Source organism: Brevibacterium sp. OS20 (genome assembly GCF_056837565.1).
Genome location: NZ_CM166367.1, coordinates 592706 through 617866, shown reverse-complemented (window position 1 = coordinate 617866; position 25161 = coordinate 592706). Strand labels below are relative to the sequence as shown.

Here is a 25161-nt window from a genome sequence, read left to right as displayed (position 1 = left end):
CCCACACTACGGGGTGAAGCGGTAGCCCATGCCCATCTGCGTGTGCAGGTACTGCGGTCGGGCAGGGTCGGCCTCGAGTTTCTGCCGCAGCTGGGACATATAGACCCGCAGGTAGCCGCGCTCCCCGGCATACTCAGGGCCCCACACCTCGGTGAGCAGGGTCGTCGCATCGACGAGCGCACCCCGATGCTTGGCGAAGACGCCGAGCATGTTCCATTCGATCGGCGTGAGATGCACCTCGGCACCTTCGACCTGAAGGACATGAGCGGCAAGGTCGATGACGACCCGCCCATCACCGGTGCGCACAACACTCGAATCGGCCGCCGTACCCGAGCGCCGCTCGATCGCGCGCAGGCGGGCGAGGACCTCGCCGAGGGAGAACGGCTTCGTCACATAGTCATCGGCCCCGGCGTCGAGGGCGGCGATCTTGCCACGCGCGTCATGGCGGGCCGAGATGACGACGATGGGCACCTGGCTCCACTTGCGCACCTGCGAGATGAGTTCGATGCCGTCGACGTCGGGCAGTCCGAGGTCGAGGAGGATGACATCGACGGTCGCCTCGGCGAGCGCCTCATTCATCTGCCGCCCGCTGCCGGTGATCGTCACCTCATGGCCCTTGCCCCGCAGCCCCACACTCACGGCGCGGGCGATGTCGGTGTCGTCTTCGACGATGAGCACGTGCTTCACAACGCGTCGCCCTTCCTCGTCTCCTCGGGTGCTGCCGGCGCCCCACCTCGGCGCGGAATCGTCAGCACCGCGGTGAATCCGCCGCCCGGGGTCGGCTCGGCGCTCAGCTCGATGTCCATCGCCCGGCACAGACCCAACGCGACCGCCATCCCCAGCCCGAGACCCTTCGTGTTGGACTCATCGAGCCTGGTGAACGGGGTGAAGACGGACTCGAGTGCCTCCTCGGCCACTCCGGGACCGGAGTCTGCGACGCGGAGGTGGACCGCCTCGGCGCCGGTGGAGGCATCGATCGTGATCGGTGCGCCCTCGCCGTACTTCACGGAGTTCTCGATGATGTTGACGAGCACGCGTTCGACGAGCCCCGCATCGACGTCGATCCACGTCTCGGGGTCGACATCGACGGTGATCTTCGGCTGTGAAGAGCGACCGTCATCGCCGGCCGCGATCCCCGCCGAGTCCCCGTCATCGCCGGCCGCGGTCCCCGCCGGGCCCCCGTCATCGCCGGTCGCGATCCCCGCCGAATCCCCGTCGAGTTCATCCAGCGCCGAGGCGACGACATCGGCCACGAGCACCGGTGCCGTCGCGATCGTCACCGCCCCGGACTGGATCCGGCTCATGTCGAGGAGGTTGTCGATGAGCTTCTCGAGGCGCTGGGCTCCGTGCTCGATGGTCTCGAGCATGAGCCGCTGGTCGGCATCCGAGAGCTCGATCTCGTCGAGCAGCAGCGTCGAGGTCGCCGTGGTGATCGCGCCCAGCGGCGTGCGCAGGTCGTGGGAGACCGCGGTGAGCAGGGCGGTGCGCACGGCGTTGCCGGCCGAGAGTTCCCTGGCCTCGGTGCGGCTGCGCTGCAGGGCCGATTCCGTGAGCACCCGCAGCAGCCTGCCGGCATAAGCGTCGAGGATCCGCTGTTCTCCGGCACTGAGCGGCCGCCCTTTCAGCGCCAGTGAGGTGTCCTCGTCGAGGTCGATGACCTCGCTCGCCTCGGCCCGTGACCTGATCGGTTCCCCCGCCGAGGCGGCCGCCACGTCCCCGCCGCCCGCGCGGTTCGTATTGCCCGCCCGGTCGCCGTCACCGGCACGACCGACAGCGTCGGTGCGGTCTTCGCCGCCCGCCCCGTTCCCGCGGACGAAGAGGGTGACCCCGTCGAGGGCGAAGCTCGTGCGGATGCCCGCGACCATCGCCTCGGGGCTGTCACCCTCGGCGATCATCGATCCGGCGAGCTCACTGAGCACTCCCGCCTCGTGTTCGGCCGCCTGAGCCTGCCTCGAGCGGCGGGCGGCTTGGTCGACGACGGTGGCCACGGCCACGGCGACCGCGACGAAGATGACGAGCGCGAGGATGTTCTCAATCTGCCTCACCGACAACGAATTCACCGGATGGGTGAAGAAGAAGTTGATGAGTCCGGCTCCGAACACGGCCGTCATCACCGCCGGCCACAACCCGCCGATGAGGGCGACGAGCACGACGACGGTGATGTAGGCGAGGAAGTTCATGCCCAGCGAGGTCGACCCGGGGCCGAGCGCGACGAACAGGCCGGTGAGCACGAGCGGGGCGAGCGCACCGATGATCCAGCCGAGGATGCGACGAAGACGCGAGAGGGGATTGTCTCGGGTGCGTTCTCGATCCGGCCGCCAGAATCGGGCGGCCTGGGCGTGGGTGACCATGTGCACGTCGATGTCAGCGGCGGCGCTGATGACGCGGTTGGCCACGCCGGGGCCGAACATGCGCCGGTACCACGGGGTGCGCGAGACCCCGAGGACGATCTGTGAGGCATTGAGGGTGCGGGCGAACTCGATGAGGGCCTTGGCGACATCGCCACCGACCACGGTGTGCCATACGGCGTGGTTCGCCTCGGCGAGTTCGCGGGCCGACAGCAGGTGCGGGGCACCGGAGCGGCGGGTGCCGTCGGGTTCGATGACGTGGACGACGTGGAGTTCGCGCCCGGCCACTCGGCCGGCGATGCGCAGTCCGCGGCGGATGAGCGTCGTCGATTCCGGGCCGCCGGTGACGGCGACGAGGATCCGGTCGCGGGCGGCCCAGGTGGCGCGGATACCCTTTTCGTCGCGGTACTTCTCGAGGCCTTCGTCCACCCGGTCGGCCAGCCACAGGAGGGCGAGTTCGCGCAGCGCGGTGAGGTTGCCGAGCCGGAAGTAGTTCGACATCGCGGCAGCGACCTTCTCCGCTGCATAGATCCGCCCGTCGACCAGTCGGGTGCGCAGTGCGGCGGGGCTGATGTCGATGAGTTCGACTTCGTCGGCGGCGCGGAGGAAGGGGTCGGGGACGCGTTCGGCCTGGTTGCGGCCGATGATCGCACCGACGACGTCGCCGAGGGATTCGAGGTGCTGGATGTTCACCGTCGTGAACACGTCGATGCCGGCGGCGAGGATCGCCTCGACGTCCTCCCAACGTTTGGTGCGGGTCGGGGTGGGCGTGGTTCCGCCGCCGAGGTAGGTCTCCGTGCCGTCGCCACCGACCGAATCATCGCTCGGCACATTCGTATGCGCGAGTTCGTCGATGATGACGAGTTCGGGCGCCCGGGTGAGCACCGCCTCGGTGTCGAGTTCGTGAAACGTCCGACCGCGGTAGTCGGCCGGGCGCCGGGCGATGGTCTCGAATCCCTCGGCCAGGGACCGGGTGAAGGCACGTCCGTGGTCCTCGACGATGCCGATGACGACGTCGCGGCCGTTGTCTGCCGCAGTCGCCGCAGCCTCGAGCATCGCGACGGTCTTGCCCACCCCGGGCGCGTAGCCGAGGAAGACCGTGAGCGTGCCCCGCCGAGGTGAGTCCATCAGCGCCCGCCGTTCGCGAGGTCGTTGTTGAGAGTGACGACGTTGACCTGAGGCTCACCGATGAAGCCGAACAGCGGATCCTGCGTGTTCGCCTGAACCATCGCGGTCACGTCCTTCCTGCTCAGTCCCGTCTCCCGCGCGACGCGAGGGATCTGGAGTCGAGCATACTCAGGGCTGATGTCCGGATCGAGACCGGACGCGGACGCGCTCAGCGCATCCGCAGGAATGCTCGCCGGGTCGACGTGCTCTCGCTCAGCGATCTGGAAGCGACGGTCGGCGATCTGTTTGAGCAGTTCGGGACTGTTCGCCGCGAGGTTCGACGCCCCCGAGGCGAGTCCGTCATAGTCACCGGCCGAAGGCCGAGGAAAGAACCATTCGTCCCCGCTCACGGGCTGGGCGAGGCGGGCGTTGCCGACGACCTCGCCGGCACTGTTGCGAATCGACGCGTCTTGGGCGGGCATGAGACGACCGATCGCGACCATCGCCAGCGGGTACGCGAGGCCGACGACGAGGGTGAGCACCAGAAGCATCCGTGCCCCGGTGAGGAGCTGTCGGCCGAAGATGGGGAGCATGATGAGGGTCCTTTCAGAGTAGTCAGTGTGAACGACGAGGTCAGGCGGGCGCTTCAGAGCGGTGCACCACCCGCAGTGGTGAATTGCTCAGAGCAGCGGCGCGATGACGAGGTCGATGAGTTTGATGCCGATGAACGGGACGATGAGTCCGCCGATGCCGAACACGAGCAGGTTCATCCGCAGCAGCGACGAGGCCGTCCGCGCCCGGAACCGCACCCCGCGCAGCGCGACCGGGATGAGGGCGACGATGATGAGGGCATTGAAGATCACCGCGGACAGGATCGCCGAGGCGGGGCTGTGCAGACCCATGATGTTGAGCGCCCCGAGCCCCGGGAACGCGAGCAGGAACATCGCCGGAATGATCGCGAAGTACTTCGCGACATCGTTGGCGATCGAGAACGTCGTCAGCGCCCCACGGGTGATGAGCAGCTGCTTACCGATCGCGACGATGTCGATGAGCTTCGTCGGATCCGAATCGAGGTCGACGAGGTTGCCGGCCTCCTTCGCCGCGGTCGTGCCCGTGTTCATTGCGACCCCGACGTCGGCCTGCGCGAGCGCGGGCGCGTCGTTCGTCCCGTCCCCGGTCATCGCGACCATCCGACCGCCGGCCTGTTCGGTCTTGATGAGGGCGAGTTTGTCCTCGGGCGTGGCCTCGGAGAGGAAGTCATCGACCCCGGCTTCCCGGGCGATCGCGCGGGCCGTGAGCTCGTTGTCGCCGGTGATCATCACCGTCCGGATCCCCATCTCGCGCAGCGTCGCGAAGCGCTCGGCCATGCCCGGTTTGACGATGTCGCGCAGGTCGATGACCCCGAGCACCCGTGCGGAGGACCCGACAGCCTCAGCGACGAGGAGTGCCGTGCCGCCCCCCGTGTTGATGCGTTCGACCTCGGCGGTCGCGGCCTCGGGGACCTCGGCCCCGCGGTCGCGGGCCCACGCGATGACCTCCTTGGCCGCACCCTTGACCACGGTGCGACGCAACGGTGCCACTCCCGCGGCCAACCCCACCGCGGCGGATGACGACGCACCCGCACCAGTCCTTCCGACTACCTCGACGACGGTCGACCGCGTACGCGCGGATCGATGTGCGCCTACCTCGGCGGGGGAAGTCGCCCCATCCTGCTCAGTGACCTGCTCACGAACCGGCAGGACGATCCCCGACAGGCGGGTCGTCGCCGAGAACGAGATGAATTCGGCCTCGGGATAGGCCTCGAGGCCGGCGGCGTCGATGCGGAATTCCGTCTCGGCGAGGGTGACGACGGACCTGCCCTCGGGGGTGTCGTCGGCCAACGAGGACAGCCGGGCCGCCTCGGCGATCCGTTCCGGTGTCGTCGATCCCAAGGGCACGAAGTCGGTGGCCTGCCGGTCGCCCATCGTGATCGTGCCGGTCTTGTCGAGCAGCAGCGTCGACACGTCACCGGCGGCCTCGACGGCGCGGCCGGACTTCGCGAGCACGTTCGCCGCGACCAGCCGGTCCATGCCGGCGATGCCGATTGCCGAGAGCAGCGCGCCGATCGTCGTCGGGATGAGGCAGACGAGGAGGGCGATGAGCACGGTCAGCGACTGCGGGGCGCCGGAGAAGGAGGCGATCGGGGCGAGGCTGAGCACCACCAGGATGAAGATGAGGGTGAGCACGGAGAGGAAGACGCCGAGGGCCACCTCGTTGGGGGTCTTCTGCCGGTTCGCACCCTCGACCATCGTGATCATCCGGTCGAGGAAGCTCTCTCCGGGGCTCGCGGTGACGGTCACGGTGATCGAGTCGGAGAGCACCTTCGTCCCGCCTGTGACGGCGCAGCGGTCGCCGCCGGCCTCACGGATGACGGGCGCGGATTCGCCGGTGATGGCGGACTCGTCGACGGTGGCCGCACCCTCGATGACGTCGCCGTCGCCGGGGATCGTCTCACCTGCGGTCACGAGCACCCGGTCCCCGGCCTGCAGCTGGGAGGCGGGCACGGTTTCGGTGCCCCCGCCCGGCAGCACGCGGGTTGCGTCGACGCTGACCCGGCTGGCCCGAAGGGAGTCGGCCTGGGCCTTGCCGCGGCCCTCGGCGAGCGCCTCGGCGGTGTTGGCGAAGACGACTGTCAGCCACAGCCAGATGCTGATCGCCCAGGTGAAACGGCTGGGATCGGCGATCGCGAGGATGAGGGTGATGGCCGCGCCGATCTCGACGAGGAACATCACGGGGTTGCGCCAGGCGGTGCGGGGGTCGAGCTTTCTGAGCCCGAGCAGGCTTGCCTGGAGGAGGGCGGGAGCGGTGATGGTTCTCATCTCACATGAGTCCTTCGTTGATCGGTCCCAGTGCGAGCACGGGGAGGAAGGTGAGGGCGCTGATGACGAAGCCGCTGCCGACGACGACCCCGACGAACAGGGGTCGGTGGGTGGGCAGGGTGCCCGGGCTCGCCTCGGCGGGGGTCTGTTTGGCCAACGCTCCGGCGAGCGCGAGCACGGCGCCGATCGGCACGAGGCGGCCGAGCAGCATCGCGATCGCCAGGGCGATGTTGAAGAACGGGGTGTTCGCGTCAAGGCCGGCGAACGCGGATCCGTTGTTGTTTGCCGCCGAGGTGAAGGCGTAGAGGATCTCGGACAGGGCGTGAGGGTTGAGTTGGGTCGCGGTTTGTGCGGTCTGCGCGGTTGCGTGGCCGGAGGATTGGATCGCCGAGGTGGTGTTGAGGACCGAGTCGAGCGTGCCCGGGCACAGCGTGGCCACGGCGGTGCCGATCAGGGTCAGCGCCGGGGAGACGAGGATGAAGGTGCTCGCCAAGGTGATCTCGGTCCGGCCGATGCGCTTGCCGAGGAACTCCGGAGTGCGACCGACCATGAGTCCGCAGACGAAGACGGCAACGATTGCGACGATGAGCATGCCGTAGAGGCCGGAGCCGACGCCGCCGGGGGCGATCTCTCCGATCATCATGTTGATCATGAGCACCGCTCCCCCGAGTCCTGAGTAGCTCGAGTGGGCCGAGTCGATCGCTCCCGTCGAGGTCAGAGTCGTGGCCACGGCGAAGAAAGCCGAGGGGATGACGCCGAAACGGGTTTCGCGGCCTTCCATTGCGGCTCCCGCTGCGTGGGAAGCCGGGGTGGTGGTCGTCGTTTCAAGGGCGATGACGGCGGCGAGTGAGAGGACGAAGAAGGTGGCCATGGCCACAAGGATCGCCCAGCCCTGCTTGCGGCTGCCGACCATGATGCCGAAGGTGCGCGGCAGTGCCGAGGGGATGAGGAGGATGAGGAAGATGTTCGCGAGGTTGACCAGGGCGCTCGGAGCCGAGAGCGGGTGCGCGGAGTTCGCGTTGAAGAAGCCGCCGCCGTTCGTGCCGAGGTGTTTGATGACCTCCTGGCTGGCATCGGGACCACCGGGGATGGTCTGGGTGATGGTGCTGCCGGCTTGGGCTGCGTCGGCGGCGTGGGTGCCGCCGGTGACGGTGTGGACGACCTGGTCAGGGGTGAGATTGTCGATGACGCCGAGTCCCATGTAGATGATCGCGAAGAGCACCGAGAGCGGAAGCAGAATACGCAGTGTCGAGCGGGTGAGGTCGACCCAGAAGTTGCCGATGAACAGGGAGTTCGAGCGCATGAGCCCGCGGATGAGGGCGACGGCTACGGCGATGCCGACGGCCGCGGAGACGAAGTTCTGGACGGCGAGCCCGGCCATCTGGGCGAGGAAGCCCATCGTCGTCTCACCGGAGTAGGACTGCCAGTTCGTGTTCGTGACAAAGGAGACCGCAGTGTTGATCGCCTGGTCGACGGGCACATCCGACTTGCCGTTCGACAGTGGCAGGACGTGTTGGAGGCGGAGCAAGCCGAAGAGGACGACAAGCGAGACGGCCGTGAACCCGAGGACCGAGAGGAAGTAGGTGCGCCACCGCTGCTGCGAGGACGAGTCGACGCCGGTGAGGCGGTAGAGGACGGATTCGGCGCGGGTGTCGGTCTCCGAGAGGAACACGCGGGCCATGTAGTTGCCGAGCGGAACGTGGGCCGCGGCCAGAAGAGCGAGGACAAGCAGGATCTGCGTGATGCCAGCGAACCAGCTCATGACCGGCCCTCCCGGGAGGAGCGGAACTCGGTGCACGGGCAGTGCTCAGAACGCATTGAGCGGACCTGCCCCGTACGGGACGCAGCGTGCGACGGTCCGGTCGGCCGCCTCGGCGATGAAGTGAATGACATGCGTCCATCCCACCGCCGCAGGGGCCGGTCGGCGGGCGATCTTAACGCGATCTTCACACCTCCCAACACAACCCCAACACCCCAATTACTACCCGACGGCGGCCCAGCAACCTTGCGCAAGGTTGCTGGGCCGATCCTTCTATGTCTGTCAAGCCGGCGCGGGACTAGTTTCTAACCCGTTGAGAATCCTGAAGACCCGACGCGCTAGATACCATTTGAGCTTGCGTTTGAGCTCCCTCTTCGACTTCTTCGTCGGGTCCTCACCAAAGCGCTGGGCAACATAATCCCTGGTCCTCTCATCGTGGATCATCCGGTTCGTGATCACCGTGTGCAAAGCCCGGTTCAACTGCCGATCCCCACCCCGATTCAACCGATGCCGGTGCGTGTTACCCGACGACGCAGGGATCGGGTTGACCCCCGCCAAAGCTGCGAACGCAGCCTCGTTCCGTACCCGACCCGGATGGGACCACGCGGTGAAGCACACAGCAGCACTGAACGGACCGATCCCGGGCTCGGCCAGCAAGACCGCGGCCGGGCTGGCTTCAACGAGCTCGGCGAGCCTGTCATGGTTGTCCTGCAGATCGTCATTCAAAGCCAGGACCCGTTTGGCCAGACGGACTGCTTCATCACGGGCGGTGGACACATCAATGTCCTCATTGCGGGCCCGCCATTTCGCGATCTCTGTGACCTGGTCATCAGTCAATGACTGACGGGCATCGATGCCCAGATCGATGGTGCGCACCAGAGCTGTCAGGGAGTTGATCATCCGAGTCCGTTCCGTGGTCATCGCGTCCCGGGCTGCCAGCAGGACACGCAGTGCCTGCCGGACACCCGCGCCTTGTCGCGGCCACCGCAGCTGGTCAGTGCGCAACGCCAACACGGATGCCGCGATCCGGTAGGAGTCGAGCTCGTCGCTCTTGCCCACACCGAACCTGGCCTTGGCATCCATCCGCCCGGCTTCGACGACCGAGTATCCGGCCGCGGCGATGTGCCCGGTCAGCACCGCCCCGTAGGATGCGGTTCCTTCCACAACCCAGAGGGTGTCGAGGTCACCGCCGGTGCGCCTACCAGCCCAGTTCAGAGCCCGTTTGATCCCGGCCCGCGACGTCGGGAAACTGCGGGTAGCGACGAGGAGACCGGTGTTGGTGATGATCGTGTAGACGTGGTTTCTGGCGTGGGTATCGACGCCGATGAAGAAGTTGTATAAGTGCGCGACAATGGACATGGCGGTTCGAAGCTTCCTGTTTGACCGATAGGTTGACCGGCCGCTTGCGGCCGGTACCGGTCCGGGTAGGAGTCACTTCGGAACAACACTGTGATGAGTCACGCCCCCGGTTTTCCGGGGGTGGACAGCCTTCTGATCAAGTTACCGAGGTGGGCCGGGCTGGTGCCGGCCGCACCACCCATGTGATCGGACAAATCGGCCCGAAGACACCACCAAAGGGGGTGGGTCACCGCCGGGTTGAGTCACGATCACGGGATGGGTACGGCCAACACCTACTCTGCCAGCCGGTCCCAGACCAGCCACTACCAAGACTCACAGCCGTCGGGTAGTAATTGGGGGAGTGGGCGGGAGCGATCGGTCCGGCTCGGCTTACGAAGATCGGCGAAATCTGCTACATTCGATCACGGCCCATTGGCCACAGCGCTTCGATGACACGACACGCGAGGTTCACTCGAGCAACTTCTGACACGGCACGGTCAAGCAGCTGACATCCGCCGACTGTCAGGAGATTCCATGACCTCACCTGCCCATTCCCGTCCGCACGCGACCGAACGTGTGGGACCGATGATCGCGGTTGCCGCCGCCGCAGCGTTCCTTGCCACGTTCAACGAAACCTTCCTCAATGTCGCATTCACCCCGATCATGGCCGACTTCGGCGTCGCCGTGACCACGGTCCAGTGGCTGACCACGGCCTACCTTCTCGTCGCCGCGGTCTTCGTCCCGGTCGCCAATGTCCTCTATCACCGGTTCCCCACCCGCAGTCTGTTCGTCAGCGTCGTCGCGGTCATGGTCATCGGGTCGCTCGTCGGAGCCTTCGCGCCGAACTTCGGCGTCCTCCTCATCGGACGACTGCCGCAGGCGATCGGCACTGGCCTGCTCACCCCTATCGGCATGAACACCACCCTGGCTGTCTCCCCGCGCGAGAAGCTCGGGATGAACATGGGCATCATGGCGGCGATGACCACCTTGGGACCGTCGCTGGCCATCGTCCTCTCCGGAGCTCTGCTCACCGTCGCCCCGTGGACGACGCTCATGTGGGTCTTCGGCGGTCTGTGTCTCATCGTGCTCATCGCCGGAACTCTCGTCCTGCGCACCGTCGCCGAGCTCGGCCGACCCCGCCTCGACACCCTCTCGTTCCTGCTCGTTGCCGTGGCGCTCGTCGGCATCCTCTACGGTGTCACCGCGGCATTCGGCGGCTCCGCCGTGTGGGCAGCGACGTCCGGAGTGATCGGACTGCTGGCACTGTGGGCGTTCATCGCCCGCCAGCGGCGGATCGATCATCCGCTTCTCGACCTGCGGCCGTTCTCGAGCACCCCGTTCGTGCTCGGTGTGGTGATGACGATGCTCGGACTTGTGTTCGTCTTCGCGATGAACGTCGTCATCCCCCTGTTTCTGCAGGCAGCACGCGATGTTCCGCCGCTGGGCGCCTCGCTGACATTAGCCCCGGGCATCTTGCTCACAGTGGCTCTGGGTCCCGTAGCCGGACGGTTGTTCGATCGCCACAGTGGTCGGTGGCCGATCCCGATCGGCTTCCTCGTCATGGCCGTCTTCGTCAGCCTGGTCGGACTGGCGGCAGGGCAGACGTCTCTCGTGATCTTCGGCGCGCTCTACGTCCCGGCGGTGTTGGCGACGGCGTTCGTCATCGGGCCCGCGCAGACCTTCGCCTTGTCCCACCTCGATCACGAGACCAGTCCGCATGGTGTCACCGTCGTGTCCACCAGTTTCCAGATCGCCGGCTGCGTCGGTACGTCACTGGCCGCCGGAGTCTACGGTGCCCTGAGCAAGGCACGCCTGAACTCCGGCGGCAGCGAACTCTCGTCGCTGCTCCTGGGTTTCCGCGGTGCCGTTGCATTTGTGGTGGCCACCTCGGTGATCGGCATCGTGCTCGCGTTCCTCGCCTACCGTTCGGTGAGGCATGACCGCGGCGGTCGAGCGGGTCGCAACAGTCAGGGTGACTCGGCGGATGACGCCGACCCGGGCGTACCCGGCCCGGGCGCAGCTTCCATGGGCGACGCGACGGAACTATCGGCCGCCTCGGCGGTTCCGGTCGACCGGTCGGCCACCTCGGCGAACATCACGGTGGGATCGGTCGATCCGACCACCGTCGCGGCGATCATGAAGTCCGAGGTGTTCACTCTGTCGGCGAACCAGAGCGTGCTCGAGGCGCTGCGGACCTTCACCGATCGCGGCATCTCGGGAGCACCGGTGGTCGACGCCGACGGCGACCTGGTCGGCTTCCTCTCCGACGGTGACGTGATGCGCTATCTGTCGGCTGCCCGCCCTTCGTCGACATCGATCTACTCGTTCGCAATCGGCGCCGAGGATGATCTGAGCCAGGCCATGGCCGATCTTGCGAATCTCGAGGTCATGCGCCTGGCGAACCGTGAGGTCGTCACCATCGACGTCGACGCCTCGATCGCTTATGCCGTCGCCGCCCTCTCCGATGCGAAGCTGAAGAAGGTGCCGGTGGTGGACGGCCCCGAGGGACGTATGGTCGGCATCGTCAGCCGCTCGGCGATCAACCGGATGGCCGTCGCGGGGTACCTGCGTGAACGGGTGCCGGTCGGGTCCGTACTCGCGTGACCCTCGCTCTGCTGCCCGTCGGCGGCTCAGGGCCCAGCAGTGGGGTACACCGCTATTTCGATGAGATTCCCGTCGAGGTCGCGGCAGTAGTGCGAGGTCATCGGCCCGAGGGCACCGACCTTCGTCACCGGTCCGTTGACGATCTCGACTCCGCAGTCGGTGAGATGATCGGCGACGGCGGTGGGAGTGGTGGTCGTGATGAAGCAGAGATCCTCTGACCCGGCAGCTTCGGTGCTGCCCGTCACCCAGTCCGGATCATCGTCGGCCGCGCCGATCGGGCGGAGGTTGATCTTCTGATCACCGAAGGCGAGCGCGACTCGCTGTGCGGGGCCGAACCGTTCGGCGCGCATGCCCAGGACTCGTTCGTACCATTCCGCCGTTGCCGTCACATCGCGGCAGTTGAGCACGATGTGGTCGATCCGTTCCACGTTGAGGGCCATAACCGGGAGTGTATGGTGCCGCGATGCCGCCGACAACTCTCAGCCCGCCTGTTGCCTCGGCGCGACACCCCTCAGACACACCTGACGGCGGCCCAGCAACCTCGCGCAAGGTTGCTGGGCCGCCGTCAGGTAGTAATTGGGGATGGGGTTATTCGACGAGCTTGCCCTCCTGGCTGATCTCGCCGGTGTGCATGAGCTCCTCGACCTCGGGGTCGACCGGCGGGATCGATTCGCGGACCACCCCAACGCTCGGCGACCACACGAGGTTGACCTGCAGCGCCGGGTCCATCTCCGGGTAGTCGCTGCGGTTGTGGCAGCCGCGGGTCTCACGGCGCTCCAACGCGCACTCGATGGTCGCGCGGGCCGCGAGCACCGAGGACTTGAGATCGAAGGCGTGCGCGAGATCGGAGAATCCAGCGATATCGGGATGGATCCCGACGAGTTCGAGGCGCGCCTCGATCGCCGCGAGCTTCTCCAGCCCGGCCTGCAGACCCGCCTCGTCGCGGACGACTCCGGCGTGCTCGGTCATGAGGTTGCGGACCTCGCGCTGCAGGGCCCGGACGTTCTCCGTTCCCTCGGATGCCAGCAGACCGGCGATCTCGGCCCGCGCCTCGGCGACGGCATCCCGACTCCGCACCTGCGCCTCCAGCCCCTCGGAGTACGCAACCGCCGACTGGCCGACGATGCGACCGAAGACGAGGAGTTCGATGAGCGAATTTCCGCCCAGCCTGTTCGCCCCGTGCAGCCCGGACGAGGCTTCGCCGATGGCCCAGAGTCCCTCGACGTCGGTGCTGTGATCGACCGGGTCGACCCAGACTCCGCCCATCGAGTAGTGCGCGGTCGGGGCGATCTCGATCGGCGAGCGCGTGATGTCGAGCATCTGCGTTTCCATGAGCGTCTGGAACACGCGTGGCAGCCGGCTCATGATGGTCTCTCGGGGCAGGTGGGACACGTCGAGCCAGACGCCGCCGTTCTCGGTTCCGCGTCCCTCGGCGATCTCGGTGTAGGCGGCCAGGGCCACGCGGTCGCGGGTGGACAGTTCCATGCGCTGCGGGTCGTAGCGTTCCATGAACCGCTCCCCCAGACCGTTGCGCAGGATGCCGCCCTCGCCGCGGGCCGCCTCGGAGACCAGGGTGCCGGCGGCGTTTTCCGGTTCGATGATGCCCGAAGGGTGGAATTGGACGAGTTCGGCATCGCGCAGGCGGGCACCGGCCTCGACGGCCAGGCGGAAGGAGTCTCCGGTGTTCTCATCCCGCCGCGACGACGTCCGCCGCCAGATCCGATTGTGCCCGCCGGCGGCGAGGATGACGGCGTCGGCGTGGATGCGGTAGCCGGTGCCGTCGATGACGTCGAAGCCGTAGGCGCCGAAGATCCGACCGTCGGCAACGAGCAGCTTCGTGATGTAGACGCGGTCGAGGATGGGGATGTTCAGGGCTTCGGCACGATGAATGAGGGTGCGCTGGATCTCCAGCCCTGTGTAGTCGCCGGCGAAAGCGGTGCGACGCCAGGTGTGGGCACCGAAGAAGCGCTGAGAGATCCGACCGTCGTCCTCTTTCGCGAAGTCCATTCCATATCGCTCCAGGTCAGCGATGCCTTCGGCTGCTCCCTGGGTGACGATTTCGACGGTCCGGGGGTTGGCGAGGTCATAGGATTCCTTGATCGTGTCGGCAGCATGCTGCTGCCACGTGTCGTCCGGATCCATCGTCGCCAGGGCCGCGTTGATGCCGCCGGCGGCCAGCGAGGTGTGCGCGTCTTCCTTCGGCCGTTTGCCGACGGCAAGGACATCGGCGCCGGCTTCGGCGACCTCGATCGCGGCCCGCAGGCCCGATCCGCCGGTTCCGATGACCAGCACCGAGGTGGAGATGGAGTGTTCTTTTCGGCGGGGTCCGCCCTGTGTGGTGTGCATGGATTCCACTATGGAACCACCTACTCCATACGTCCAATGCATTGTTTGAGTCAAGTCGATAGCGATAGGCTATTGCCATGTCTGACCTGCACGGAGACCCACAGTGAACCTCGAACAGCTGAGAAGCTTCGCCGAGGTGGCCGCCACCGGCCATTTCACGAAAGCCGCCGCGACGCTCCACTTGGCCCAGCCCTCGCTGTCCCGACAGATCTCGACGCTGGAGAAGGAACTCGGGGCCGAGCTCTTCCACCGCGCGCACGGACACATCACACTCACTGACGCCGGCCAGACCCTGCTGCCGACGGCGAAACGAATGCTCGCCGATGCCGAGGCGGTCCGCCGCGACATGGACGAGCTCGCCGGTCTGCGGCGCGGTCGCGTCCGGCTCGGTGCGACCCCGACCCTGTGCGTGAGCCTAGTGGCCGAGGCGATCAGCCGGTTCCACACGGCCCATCCCGGCGTCGAACTCGAGCTCGTCGAAAAAGGCTCCCGTGAGCTCATCGAGTCACTGGCCGGCGGCGAACTCGACCTCGCGCTCATCACCCGCACCTTCGACCTCGCCCCGCAGATGCCGAGGCTCAGCCTGCGCGGGATCCTCGCCGAGGATCTCGTCGTCATCGCCGCCGCCGGTTCCGATCTGCTCAACTCAGACCGTGCGCAGACCGATCGGATCACCCTCGCCGAGGTGGCCGACCGTCCCCAGGTCCTGTTCCATCACGGCTACGACCTCAGGGAGGCCACCTCCACGGCATTCGAGACGGCCGGACTGAGCCCCCGAGTCGTCGTCGAAGGAGTGGAGATGGATGCGGCGCTGCGGTTCGTCGAACGCGGCCTCGGGGTCGCGATCGTCCCGGCCATGGTGCTCGTCGATCGCCCCCGGCTGACCTCGGCGCCCCTGTCCGATCCGCAGCTGACGCGGACGGTCAGCCTCGCGACGCGCGCGGACGTGCGGGCGACGAGGGCCGCCTCGGCGATGGAGTCGACGGTCCTGTCCACCGCCCGCACGCTCGCCGACACCGAACCCGGACTGGCGGCACATGTGCGCCTGGTGGGGTGAGGTCGAGCCTCGGTGAGGACGGAGTGCCTCTATGCTTCAGTCGAAAGCGTGCGGACCATGGTCGAGACCTTCGGACCGTTCGGCACCTGCGTCTCGGCGATGGTACTGAAACCGAATCGGACGTAGAGAGCGACATTGCGCGGATCCGACGTCTCCAGCGACACCAGGGAGCCGATCGTGTCCATCCGGCGCAGACCTTCGGCGAGGATCGCCGACGCGATGCCCGACCCCCAGCTGTCGGGTTCCACACCGATGGTGGCGAGATCCCACGCGGCGTGGGGCCGCGACGGCAGGTGTGTGGCCATCAGCACCTCGAGGCGATCACCGAGCAGCTCGCTCACGCGATTCTGTCGCTCGGAGTTAAGGTCGGGAGCTTCCGGGGGCACGAAGGCCGCCACGCCCCGGTACTTCTCCTCGACGATCACCAGCCCGCACTCGACCGCGTGGGCGAGATAAATCGCCTGCAGCTCCTCCAGCCGCGCGCGATAGCGGTCGGCCGGCACAGACCACCGCGTCCAGGAGTATTCATCAAAGGCTCTGGAGAGCACTCCTGCGGCGGCGGGGACATCGGCGGCAGTCGCCTCACGCACGGCAATCATCACGATACCAATCTACCGCGGTTCGACGGGTTCGCCGACACCGTCGATGTCCACAGCCAATGGCCGAACGGCGGCTCGCGCCCCAGCCTGGGGTCCGCTCAGTCGTCGCCTCAGAACCAGGCGTCGGCGAGCAGTTTCAGCGACTGGCGCTGCACCTCTGGATCGTAGGCGTAGGTGACGGTGATGAGTTCGTCGGCGCCGGTGCGTTCGACGAACTCGGCCATCTGCGCGGTCGCAGTATCCGGTGAGCCGACGGCGCTGATGGACAGCATCGGGCTGGTTCCGCCCTGCGCATAGATCTCGGCCGGGTCGACCGGGGGCTGCAGATTGCGGCGGCGGCCGGTGCGCATGTCGTTGAACATCTGCTGGACTGAGGTGAACTGGCGGGCCGCCTCGGCGTCGGTATCGGCGACCATGACGTTGATCCCGGCCATGACGTAGGGTTCGTCGATCTGGGCGGTCGGCGCATCGGCGGTGAACGAATCGCGGTAGGTCTTGATCGCGATGTCGATCTGGTCGGGTGCGAAGTGCGAGGCCAGGGAGAACGGGAGGCCCAGCTGACCGGCGATCGAGGCGCCGTTCATCGTCGACCCGAGCACCCAGATGGGCACGTTCATCCCCGCCGAGACCGCGGACTTGATCGGCATCGTGTGCGCCTGCCCTGTCTCGGAGAACCAGCCCTGCATGTCATAGATGTTCTGTGCGAAGTCCTGTGGTTCGGCCGAGGATCGGGCGAGCGCCTGCGCGGTCATCCCGTCCGTGCCTGGTGCGCGCCCGAGGCCCAAGTCGATGCGCGGCCCATGGATGTTCGCGAGCGTTCCATACTGTTCGGCCACCATGAGTGGCGCGTGGTTGGGCAGCATGACACCGCCGGACCCGACCCGGATCTTCTCCGTCACCGAGGCGGCCTGAGAGATGAGCAGTGCTGTGGCGCTGGCGGCCAGGCCCATCGTGTTGTGGTGCTCGGCGAACCACAGGCGTTTGTATCCCAGTTCGTCGGAGAGCTTCGCGTTCGCCATCGATTCGGCGATGCCCTCGCGCGCGGTGGCTCCTTCCCGGATGGAGACGAGATCGAGGATGTTCAACGGAACGGACAAGGCGGAAGGCTCCTTCGGTGGGCGCACGGTGCGGTTGCGGGATGCAGTCGCAGAATTTCAGTCACTTGAGGCAACAGTCCGAGCAGACGGTTCTATTCCTGTGCAGACGGTCCCATTCAGCGGCAAGCGGTTCAGTTCTTGAGCGGCCGACGGATAGTCTTGTGCCACCGGACTCCCCGATGAAGGCGAGATCATGAGCACCTCAGCACACTTTCGCACCCGGCGGCTCCTCACCGGTGCCGCCGTGTCCCTGGCCGTCGTCCTCAGCGCCTGCTCCTCCGATTCGCACTCCGGCGAGACCGACGGTCGGGACGAGTCAGCGGCGGGGGCCGCCTCGGCGAGCAGTGGTTCCGGATCATCCGACACCGGGTCCACATCGTCAACACCGGGCGCGGACTCTCCCGCGGTCGTCGCGACCGGCCTCGAATCCCCGTGGTCGATCGCCTTCCACGGGCAGACCATGCTGGTCAGCGAACGCGATTCGGGTCGCATCCTCGAAGTCTCCGCAGGTGGCGACGTTCGTGAGGTCGGCCGGATCGATGACGCCTCGGCCTCGGGTGAGGCGGGCCTCCACGGTCTCGCGGTCGACGATGACCGTCTCTACGCCTTCTTCGCCGCTGGGACGGAGAACCGGGTCGTACGGTTCGACCTCCTCGGCGAGGCCGGGAATCTGTCCCTGAGTGAGGAGGAGACGATCCTCGACGGGCTGCCGACCGCGAACTTCCACAACGGCGGGCGGCTCGCGTTCGGGCCCGACGGAATGCTCTATGCCACTCTCGGCGATACGGGCGATCGCGACAGCGCACAGGACGAGAGTGCGCTGTCGGGAAAGATTCTGCGCATGACGCCCGACGGCGACGTTCCCGATGACAATCCTTTCGGCGATTCACTCGTCTTCAGCATGGGGCACCGGAATCCGCAGGGCATCGGGTGGGACGACGAGGGCACGATGTACGCCTCGGAATTCGGGCAGGACACGTGGGACGAACTCAACGTCATCGAAGCCGGCGGGAATTACGGATGGCCCGAGGTCGAGGGCATCGCCCAGGGTGACGGTGCGAGTGACGGCGGCTCCGGTGACGGGGACGGTGATTTCATCGACCCGGTGCAGCAGTGGTCCCCCGACCAAGCGAGCCCCAGCGGACTGGCCGTCACCGATGACAGCATCCTCATCGCCGGGCTGCGCGGTGAGCGCCTACACCAAGTTCCGCTCGACGACCTGAAGTCGTCGTCAGAGCTGTGGACCGGCGAGCACGGGCGACTGCGCGATGTGGTCGAAGCGCCCGACGGGTCGCTGCTCGTGCTGACGAACAACACCGACGGTCGCGGAGAACCCGGCCCGGACGACGACCGTCTCCTGCGTTTCACACTCTGAGGTGCTGGCCCGACCGCCTCCCTAGCCTCTCCTTCAAGGCGAAGCACACTTATCAGCCGGTGTACCTCGCCATAACCGCGCTGACGCTTGAACGAGATCGCCGCCGATTCCACCACGGACCGGATACACCGAGGCCCCGAACGCTCTTCGCGTTCGGGGCCTCGTGTCAGACGTGCTGTGTGGGAGTCCTCGCTCAGTTGTCCTTGGTGCCGGGCAGGCCCTGGGACTTGCGACGCATGAGCAGAACGACGATGACGATGATGGCCAGGCCGCCGACAGACAGCAGCACGATCATCGGCGTCGACATTCCGGAGTCGCTGCCGGTGGACTCGCCGATCTCGCCGCGATCCTCGGTGTCCTTGCCGGGTTCGTCGACGACTCCGCCGCCGAGTCCGGCCTTCGTCGACTCTCCGGACGATTCCTTGACATCACCGCCGGCGCCTTCGGCATCCTTGATCGCGAACGAGTAGTCACCGGAGATCGGGTGGCCGTCCTGCGACACCACGCGCCAGGTGACCTTGTAGTCGCCGGGTTTGAGATCATCGGGCAGAGCGACGCTGAGTTTCTTGCCCTCAACGGTCAGCTCACCTGCGGAGACATCCTTGCCGTCGACGACGACCTTGACCTCGGAGCCGACTTCCTGGATGTCGCCGGAGAAGGTCATCTCGAGCCATTTGGGCTGCTGATCGAGTTCGGCACCGTCCTCGGGATTCGACGACACCAGCTGATCATGGGCACTGGCGGCGGGGGCGAATGCGAACACGCTCATCGCGGCCACCAGCAGGGCGGCGAAGCCCAGCCTGAGAGCGGACCAGTTCTGTCGTGTCATGAGACGAGTCATGAGAGTTTCTCCTTCGAGGCGTACCTGCGATGTCGGTCGTGTCAGCAAGCTTGTGCCTACTAGTATCACTGAGTTTTCGCGGCCAGCGCGCGCAGACGATCCGTGATTCCCGGCACGGACACTTCAATTGTCTCAAGAGTTTCTTCGAAATCCTTGAATTCGCCGTACCAGGGATCCTCGACATCCGGCGCCGGAACACCGTCGCCCTCGACCCCGGCCACCCGCGGATCGAACTCGCGTAGCATCCGCAGCTCCGGGGCCGCCTCGGCGGGAAGACCTGAGATCATCCGCTCCAGGGCACGATAGTGGCGGGCGGTCATCGCCACCGCCAGATCGCGGTCGGCCAACCAATCGGGGGTGATCTGTCGGGCGACGTGATCGTCGGTGCGGTAGCCGGCCGCGGCGAGCACACGCGCCTGACGTGGGTCGATGGGGTTGCCGGCCTCCTCGTCGCTGATCCCGGCGGAGTCGACGACCGCCTCGGCGCCGGTATCGGCCAGGTGATGTAAGAGCACACGTTCGGCGGTGACGGATCGGCAGATGTTGCCGGTGCACACGAAAACGACGGATGCCAGACTCATATCTCCTCCTCGGGCAGGGCGTGCGGGGCTCTGATCACGATACTGTGGGGCCATGACTTCTGAAACCTCACTGACCTCGATCAGGCCTCAGGACGACCTGTACCAGCACATCAACGGCGAGTGGATCGACTCGTTCACGATCCCCGATGACCGGGCCGGCGACGGAGCCATGCGTGAGCTCTTCGACACCGCAGAGACCAAGGTCCGCGACATCATCACCTCCGTGTCCGACGCCCCGCAGGAGCCGGGCTCCGAGGGGCAGAAGGTCGCCGACCTGTTCACCTCGTTCATGGATGTCGATCGCATCAACGAACTAGGAGTCGCCCCGCTGACCTCGACGTTCGCAGCTATCGACGCCGCCGAGGACAAGTCTGAGCTCGCCGCCCTTCTCGCCCGGTTGGAGACCGAGGGTATCGGCGGTCTGCTCGGTGGGTACGTCACCGCCGATGCGAAGGACTCCGACGTCTACGCCCTCTATCTCGTCCAGGCCGGCATCTCCCTGCCCGACGAGGACTACTACTTCAACGACGACCACGCCGAGGTGCGCGCGAAATTCCTCGCCCACGTACAGAAGATCGCGGCCCTTGCCGGCCTCGGCGAGAAGTCCGGAATCTCCGACGCCGAGGTGGCCGCCAAGGTGATGACGTTCGAGACCGAACTCGCACGCCACCACTGGGACCGCGTGGCCTGCCGTGATGCGGAGAAGACGTACAACAAGTATTCGATCTCCGAGCTGCGCGACCTCGGACCCGAGTTCGACTTCGACTCCTACCTGGGGATCCTCACCGCCGATGCGTCTGATCTGAAGTACCTCGTGGTCTCCCAGCCCTCATTCGTCACGGGCATGGCGAAGGTGTGGGCAGAGACCGACATCGAGACCATCAAGACGTGGCTGCGCTTCGTCGTAGTCTCCGACACCGCCTCGCTGCTCTCCGATGAGTTCGTCGAGGAGAACTTCGACTTCAACTCCCGCACTCTCTCGGGCACTCCTGCCCTGCGGGAGCGCTGGAAGCGCGGGGTCAGCCTCGTCGAGGGCTACCTCGGTGAGGCCGTGGGCAAACTCTACGTCTCAGCTGAGTTCCCGCCGTCGTCCAAGGACGCGATCGACCACCTCGTGGGCATGCTCATCAAGGCCTATGACAAGTCGATCCGCGAGCTCGACTGGATGAGCGAGGAGACGAAGGAACGCGCCCTGGTCAAGCTCTCGAAGTTCACCCCGAAGGTCGGCTACCCGGAGGTGTGGCGGGAGTACCCGGCCGCGATCGACTCCTCCGACCTGGTGGGCAACGTGCGTCGCTGCTCGCAGGCCGAGCATGTGCGGCAGGTGAAGCGGATCGGCGGGCCCATCGACCGCACGGAATGGCTGATGACCCCGCAGACGGTCAACGCCTACTACCACCCGGTGATGAACGAGATCGTCTTCCCGGCGGCCATCCTCCAGCCGCCGTTCTTCGACGCCTCCGGTGAGGTGGCCGCAAACTTCGGAGCGATCGGCGCGGTCATCGGCCACGAGATCGGTCACGGGTTCGACGATCAGGGATCGCGCTACGACGGTGACGGCAACCTCGTCGACTGGTGGACCGAATCGGATCGGACCCTGTTCGAGGAGCGCACGAACGCACTCATCGCCCAGTACGAAGAGCTGGTCCCGACAGGTCTCGAACCGAATCAGCACGTCAACGGGGCGCTGACGGTCGGTGAGAACATCGGCGACCTCGGTGGTCTGTCGATCGGGTGGAAGGCGCTCGAGCTCGAACTCGGCGAACGGGCGGGCACTCCGGGCGTGCCGGTGGCGCCGTCGGCCGAGCAGGCGAAGGCGTTCTTCGAGGCATGGGCGAAGGCATGGCGGTCGAAGATGCGCACCGAGGAGCGTGTGCGCAGGCTGTCGATCGACCCGCATTCGCCGGAGGAGTTCCGCTGCAACCAGGTCGTGAAGAACATGACCGCCTTCCACGACACCTACGGCGTGGCAGAGGGCGACGGCATGTACTTAGCCCCCGACCAGCGAGTCACCATCTGGTAATTGCTACCTGACGGCGGCCCAGCAACCTCGCGCGAGGTTGCTGGGCCGCCGTCAGGTAGTTCTGGGAGGAAACGGGCGCTGGGACTGAGGCTGGGAGCCGGCCGTCAGCGGTGGTGGCGGATGAGGGCGACCATGCGGTAGTCGAATTCCTGCCAGCTCGTGATCGAGGCACCGGATTCCATCGCCGACTGGAAGTCCTCGACCTCAGTGCGGTCGGACTCGAGCGGGATGTTGAAGGGCATCTCCACATAGATCAGCCCGCTGGCGTCGGTGTGGACGATGTCGAAACCGGCCTGCTTCGGGTCGAGCTCGTTGTTCATCACGATGAGCAGACGGTCCGCCGGCGCCTCGTATTCGGTTTCGATGCCGTCGACGTAGCCCTGCTGCGAACGCAGCTCCCGCTGGGCCTGGATGACGAACGCCGAGTACGCGCCGATGCCGATGACCGGAATCCGTGAAGTCAGCGCTTCGGTGGCGACATCGATGAGCCGCGACCGGGCCTTGCGCCCCAGCGGCGACAGATCCCCGCCGGACATCGCGACCCCGTCGAAGCCGACGAGGGAGATCCGCCCGTCGTCGTGGTTGGGGTTGAGGATGGTGATGTCGAGGCCGAAACGCGAATACCAGGGGCGCGTCACCTCGGCGCTCTCTTCGTCCCACCACACGTAGAAGAGGAACGGCACGTTGATCCCGGCCTCCGAGTAGAAGAATGGAGGACGCCGCTCACCTGCGGTGACGTCGAACGGAACGACGTTTCCTTCGATCGGGGCTGGGCAGGTGGCGAACGAGGTGAACGCGAACGGGTAGTTCACCGCACGGTTGAAATCGATGACGAGCGACCCGTCCTGATTCGGCACTCCGAGGTCGATGGTCCGCCACGCGGCGGTGGTGCTCCCGTTCGTCGAATCGTGGAAGTCCAGTTGGAGTCCGGTCTTCGGGCACCCGGTGGCGAGCAGGCTCACCTCACCGTGCGAGGTCTCGAAGGTGACGGTTCCCGCCGCCTGTGTCTGCAGCTGCAGGTCCTCTTGGGCGGTTTCGATGGTGTAGGTCTTGAACGGGTCGAACCTGGTGAACCGGGCGAGGAAGACGAAGTCCGGGTCCGGGTCGAAGACCGGAACCTCGAAGAACTTCCCGAGCAGCGGGGACTTCGAATTGCGCACACGCACGCCGAGGCGGCCGCCCCGATCGATGAGTTCGTAGAGGACGTTGCCGACGGTGAACCAGTTGAGCGAGCCGCCGTTCGGAAGCTTCGCGCTGAACCCGTTCTCTTCCACGCGGACCTGTGGCTTGGCGGGCGCTGCTGCGTGCCCGTCGGATCCGCCATCGGACCCCGCATCGGATCCGGCGCCCGTTCCGGCAGAAGGGTCGCTACCCGCGGAGTCTGCCGCAGCCGCGCCCGCACCGGACTGGTCCATCACCCTCGGCAGAGTCGAGGTGTCGCTGGGCACGGCCGGGCTGGTCGCACGGGTCGGTCCTCCGCCGTTCACGCCAGAAGCAGCAACGGCACCAGCTGACTCACCGTTGTCGACCTTGCTGAGCAGGTCGAATGTCTCGGCTGCGGGGCCGGCCTTGATTCCGGTCTTCAGGGATACGGTCACCCAGCCGTCGTCGACGGTGAACGTGCCGGGGGCGTCGGTCCAGGTCGATTCGGCGTCGAGCCAGTGGAGTCCGACGACACTGAGCCAGCCGAACGGTTTCGCAAGGGCTGAGTTCCGTGAGTCGCGCCAGGTGTTCCACTCCGTCACGAACTGGTTCACGTCGAACACTCCTTGCCGTCGCTGGTGCGGTCGCAGGGTCGCTGCCCCCGCCTGATTCTCGGACCCGGTGGCAACCCGGCGTCTGAGACCTGATCTTCTTCACCTCCAAACTACCGCAAACGATAGGCTGGGGAAATGAATGAATCACTCCCGAGACCGGATGTGGCCGCGACGACAGCGGCCGACCTCGGCGACTTCGTCAGCGCATCTCCCAGCTCCTACCACGCGGTGGACACCGCGGCGAAACGCCTGGAAGAGGCCGGTTTCTCCCGCCTCGACGAGTCCGTTCCCTGGGCGCTGACGCCCGGAACCGGGCACTACGTCATCCGCGACGGCGCGCTCATCGCGTGGATGAATCCCACCGTCACCGAGGCGGCTCCCCGGTTCCGCGTGTTCGGTTCCCACACCGACTCCCCGGCGTTCAAACTCAAACCCGGCGGCGAGTTCACCGCCGAAGGCACCCGGCAGGTCGGGGTGGAGATCTACGGCGGGCCGCTGCTGAATTCGTGGCTCGATCGTGAGCTCGCGTTCGCGGGTCGGCTCGGCCTCGCCGACGGCAGCATCGTGCTCGCCCGCACCGGGCCGATCGCCCGCATCCCGCAGCTCGCGATCCACCTCGACCGGCAGGTCAATGAGGGTCTGACCTTGGACAAGCAGCGTCACACCGCTCCCGTCATCGGTCTGGCCGACCTCGCCGAGGCGGACATCATCGAACTGCTCGCCGCCTCTGCCGGGGTCGATGCCGAGTCCGTCGTCGGCCACGATGTCTACACGATTCCCGTTCAGGAGCCGGCCCTCTTCGGTGCCGCCGAGGAGTTCTTCGCCTCGCCGAGGCTGGACAACCTCCTGTCCGTCCACGCCGGCGTCACCGCGCTCACCCAGCTCGATGCCGACGGGCTCGACGGCATCCCACTGTTCGCGGCGTTCGATCATGAGGAGATCGGGTCGAATTCGCGCTCGGGCGCGTGCGGTCCGTTCCTCGCCGACGTCACCGAGCGCATCGTCGCCTCCTTGCTGCCGCAGTCGACGCGCAGCGATTATCTCGCGTCGATGTCCACCTCGGTGTGTGTCTCCTCCGATGCCGGGCATGCTGCCCATCCGAACTATCCCGAACGGCACGATCCGCATGTCCGCCCCCGCCTCGGCGGCGGTCCCCTGCTCAAGCTCAACGCTCAGCAGCGCTACGCCACGGATGCGGTGGGCACCGCCGTGTGGTCACGGGCGTGCGCGGCCGCCGGGGTCGAGTACCAGGATTTCGTGTCGAACAATGCGATGCCCTGCGGGTCGACGATCGGACCGCTGACCGCGACCCGGCTGGGCATGACGACCGTTGATGTGGGCCCGGCTCTGTACTCGATGCACTCGGCACGCGAAATGGTCGCGGTCTCCGACGTCGTCGCCCTCGGCGCCGCTGCGAAGGCGTTCCTCCAGGGCGGCTGACCCCATTCCCGTCGCTCAAGGAGCCACGGTT

18 protein-coding genes are annotated in these 25161 nt (G+C 66.6%); 5 read left to right on the top strand and 13 right to left on the bottom strand.

Features of this window, described 5'->3' with window-relative positions:
- Positions 1-6 precede the first annotated feature (6 nt).
- The 6 genes from ACVZTU_RS02625 to ACVZTU_RS02600 form a co-directional block, all read right to left on the bottom strand.
- Positions 7-687: a response regulator gene (locus ACVZTU_RS02625; RefSeq protein WP_139470444.1), complete on the bottom strand. Its 681-nt coding sequence runs from the start codon at positions 685-687 to the stop codon at positions 7-9.
- Positions 684-3476: a DUF4118 domain-containing protein gene (locus tag ACVZTU_RS02620; protein WP_482401317.1), complete on the bottom strand. Its 2793-nt coding sequence runs from the start codon at positions 3474-3476 to the stop codon at positions 684-686. The genes ACVZTU_RS02625 and ACVZTU_RS02620 overlap by 4 nt, the downstream gene beginning before the upstream one ends.
- A complete protein-coding gene (locus tag ACVZTU_RS02615; RefSeq protein ID WP_181272295.1) occupies positions 3476-4048 on the bottom strand; it encodes a potassium-transporting ATPase subunit C in 573 nt (190 codons plus the stop codon). Before ACVZTU_RS02615 ends, ACVZTU_RS02620 begins: the two co-directional genes overlap by 1 nt.
- A gap of 87 nt (positions 4049-4135) precedes the next feature.
- Positions 4136-6313 carry a potassium-transporting ATPase subunit KdpB gene (kdpB, locus tag ACVZTU_RS02610; protein WP_181272294.1) on the bottom strand — a complete coding sequence of 726 codons (2178 nt, stop codon included), beginning with the start codon at positions 6311-6313 and terminating at the stop codon, positions 4136-4138.
- A gap of 1 nt (position 6314) precedes the next feature.
- Positions 6315-8075 (bottom strand): potassium-transporting ATPase subunit KdpA, encoded by a 1761-nt coding sequence (gene kdpA / locus ACVZTU_RS02605; protein WP_181272293.1) that lies wholly within the window; start codon positions 8073-8075, stop codon positions 6315-6317.
- A 279-nt stretch (positions 8076-8354) separates the two neighbouring features.
- Positions 8355-9431, bottom strand: coding sequence for an IS110 family RNA-guided transposase (locus tag ACVZTU_RS02600; RefSeq protein WP_482401316.1), 1077 nt, complete (start codon positions 9429-9431; stop codon positions 8355-8357).
- A 513-nt stretch (positions 9432-9944) separates the two neighbouring features.
- On the opposite strand from ACVZTU_RS02600, the gene ACVZTU_RS02595 reads away from it, so the two are divergent.
- Positions 9945-12014: an MFS transporter gene (locus ACVZTU_RS02595; RefSeq protein WP_482401315.1), complete on the top strand. Its 2070-nt coding sequence runs from the start codon at positions 9945-9947 to the stop codon at positions 12012-12014.
- Between the two features lie 26 nt (positions 12015-12040).
- Here the strand turns inward: ACVZTU_RS02595 and ACVZTU_RS02590 are convergent, their stop codons facing one another.
- Together ACVZTU_RS02590 and ACVZTU_RS02585 are read right to left on the bottom strand one after the other, a co-directional pair.
- Positions 12041-12454: a VOC family protein gene (locus ACVZTU_RS02590; RefSeq protein WP_181272292.1), complete on the bottom strand. Its 414-nt coding sequence runs from the start codon at positions 12452-12454 to the stop codon at positions 12041-12043.
- A 148-nt stretch (positions 12455-12602) separates the two neighbouring features.
- Positions 12603-14360, bottom strand: coding sequence for an L-aspartate oxidase (locus ACVZTU_RS02585; protein ID WP_482401314.1), 1758 nt, complete (start codon positions 14358-14360; stop codon positions 12603-12605).
- A 103-nt stretch (positions 14361-14463) separates the two neighbouring features.
- Between ACVZTU_RS02585 and ACVZTU_RS02580 the strand changes: the two genes are divergently transcribed.
- Complete coding sequence (locus tag ACVZTU_RS02580; RefSeq protein WP_482401313.1) at positions 14464-15417, top strand: LysR family transcriptional regulator; 954 nt, start codon at positions 14464-14466, stop codon at positions 15415-15417.
- A gap of 29 nt (positions 15418-15446) precedes the next feature.
- Here the strand turns inward: ACVZTU_RS02580 and ACVZTU_RS02575 are convergent, their stop codons facing one another.
- Positions 15447-16016, bottom strand: coding sequence for a GNAT family N-acetyltransferase (locus ACVZTU_RS02575; RefSeq protein WP_216657127.1), 570 nt, complete (start codon positions 16014-16016; stop codon positions 15447-15449).
- Between the two features lie 110 nt (positions 16017-16126).
- The gene (locus ACVZTU_RS02570) at positions 16127-17113 is read right to left on the bottom strand and encodes an LLM class flavin-dependent oxidoreductase (RefSeq protein WP_139470325.1); all 987 of its coding nucleotides are present in this window, start codon (positions 17111-17113) and stop codon (positions 16127-16129) included.
- A 193-nt stretch (positions 17114-17306) separates the two neighbouring features.
- On the opposite strand from ACVZTU_RS02570, the gene ACVZTU_RS02565 reads away from it, so the two are divergent.
- Positions 17307-18488, top strand: coding sequence for a PQQ-dependent sugar dehydrogenase (locus tag ACVZTU_RS02565; RefSeq protein WP_139470326.1), 1182 nt, complete (start codon positions 17307-17309; stop codon positions 18486-18488).
- Between the two features lie 193 nt (positions 18489-18681).
- On the opposite strand, the gene ACVZTU_RS02560 is transcribed toward ACVZTU_RS02565, so the two are convergent.
- The gene (locus tag ACVZTU_RS02560; protein ID WP_229664247.1) at positions 18682-19329 is read right to left on the bottom strand and encodes a copper resistance CopC family protein; all 648 of its coding nucleotides are present in this window, start codon (positions 19327-19329) and stop codon (positions 18682-18684) included.
- Positions 19330-19394: 65 nt separating this feature from the next.
- Positions 19395-19910 (bottom strand): low molecular weight protein-tyrosine-phosphatase, encoded by a 516-nt coding sequence (locus ACVZTU_RS02555; RefSeq protein WP_172172347.1) that lies wholly within the window; start codon positions 19908-19910, stop codon positions 19395-19397.
- Positions 19911-19962: 52 nt separating this feature from the next.
- Here ACVZTU_RS02555 and ACVZTU_RS02550 point away from each other — a divergent pair, with 52 nt between their 5' ends.
- The gene (locus ACVZTU_RS02550; protein WP_139470330.1) at positions 19963-21933 is read left to right on the top strand and encodes a M13 family metallopeptidase; all 1971 of its coding nucleotides are present in this window, start codon (positions 19963-19965) and stop codon (positions 21931-21933) included.
- A 104-nt stretch (positions 21934-22037) separates the two neighbouring features.
- Here the strand turns inward: ACVZTU_RS02550 and ACVZTU_RS02545 are convergent, their stop codons facing one another.
- Positions 22038-23690 carry a DUF1684 domain-containing protein gene (locus tag ACVZTU_RS02545; protein WP_482401312.1) on the bottom strand — a complete coding sequence of 551 codons (1653 nt, stop codon included), beginning with the start codon at positions 23688-23690 and terminating at the stop codon, positions 22038-22040.
- A 135-nt stretch (positions 23691-23825) separates the two neighbouring features.
- On the opposite strand from ACVZTU_RS02545, the gene ACVZTU_RS02540 reads away from it, so the two are divergent.
- A complete protein-coding gene (locus ACVZTU_RS02540; protein ID WP_139470332.1) occupies positions 23826-25130 on the top strand; it encodes a M18 family aminopeptidase in 1305 nt (434 codons plus the stop codon).
- The last annotated feature ends 31 nt before the right edge of the window (positions 25131-25161 follow it).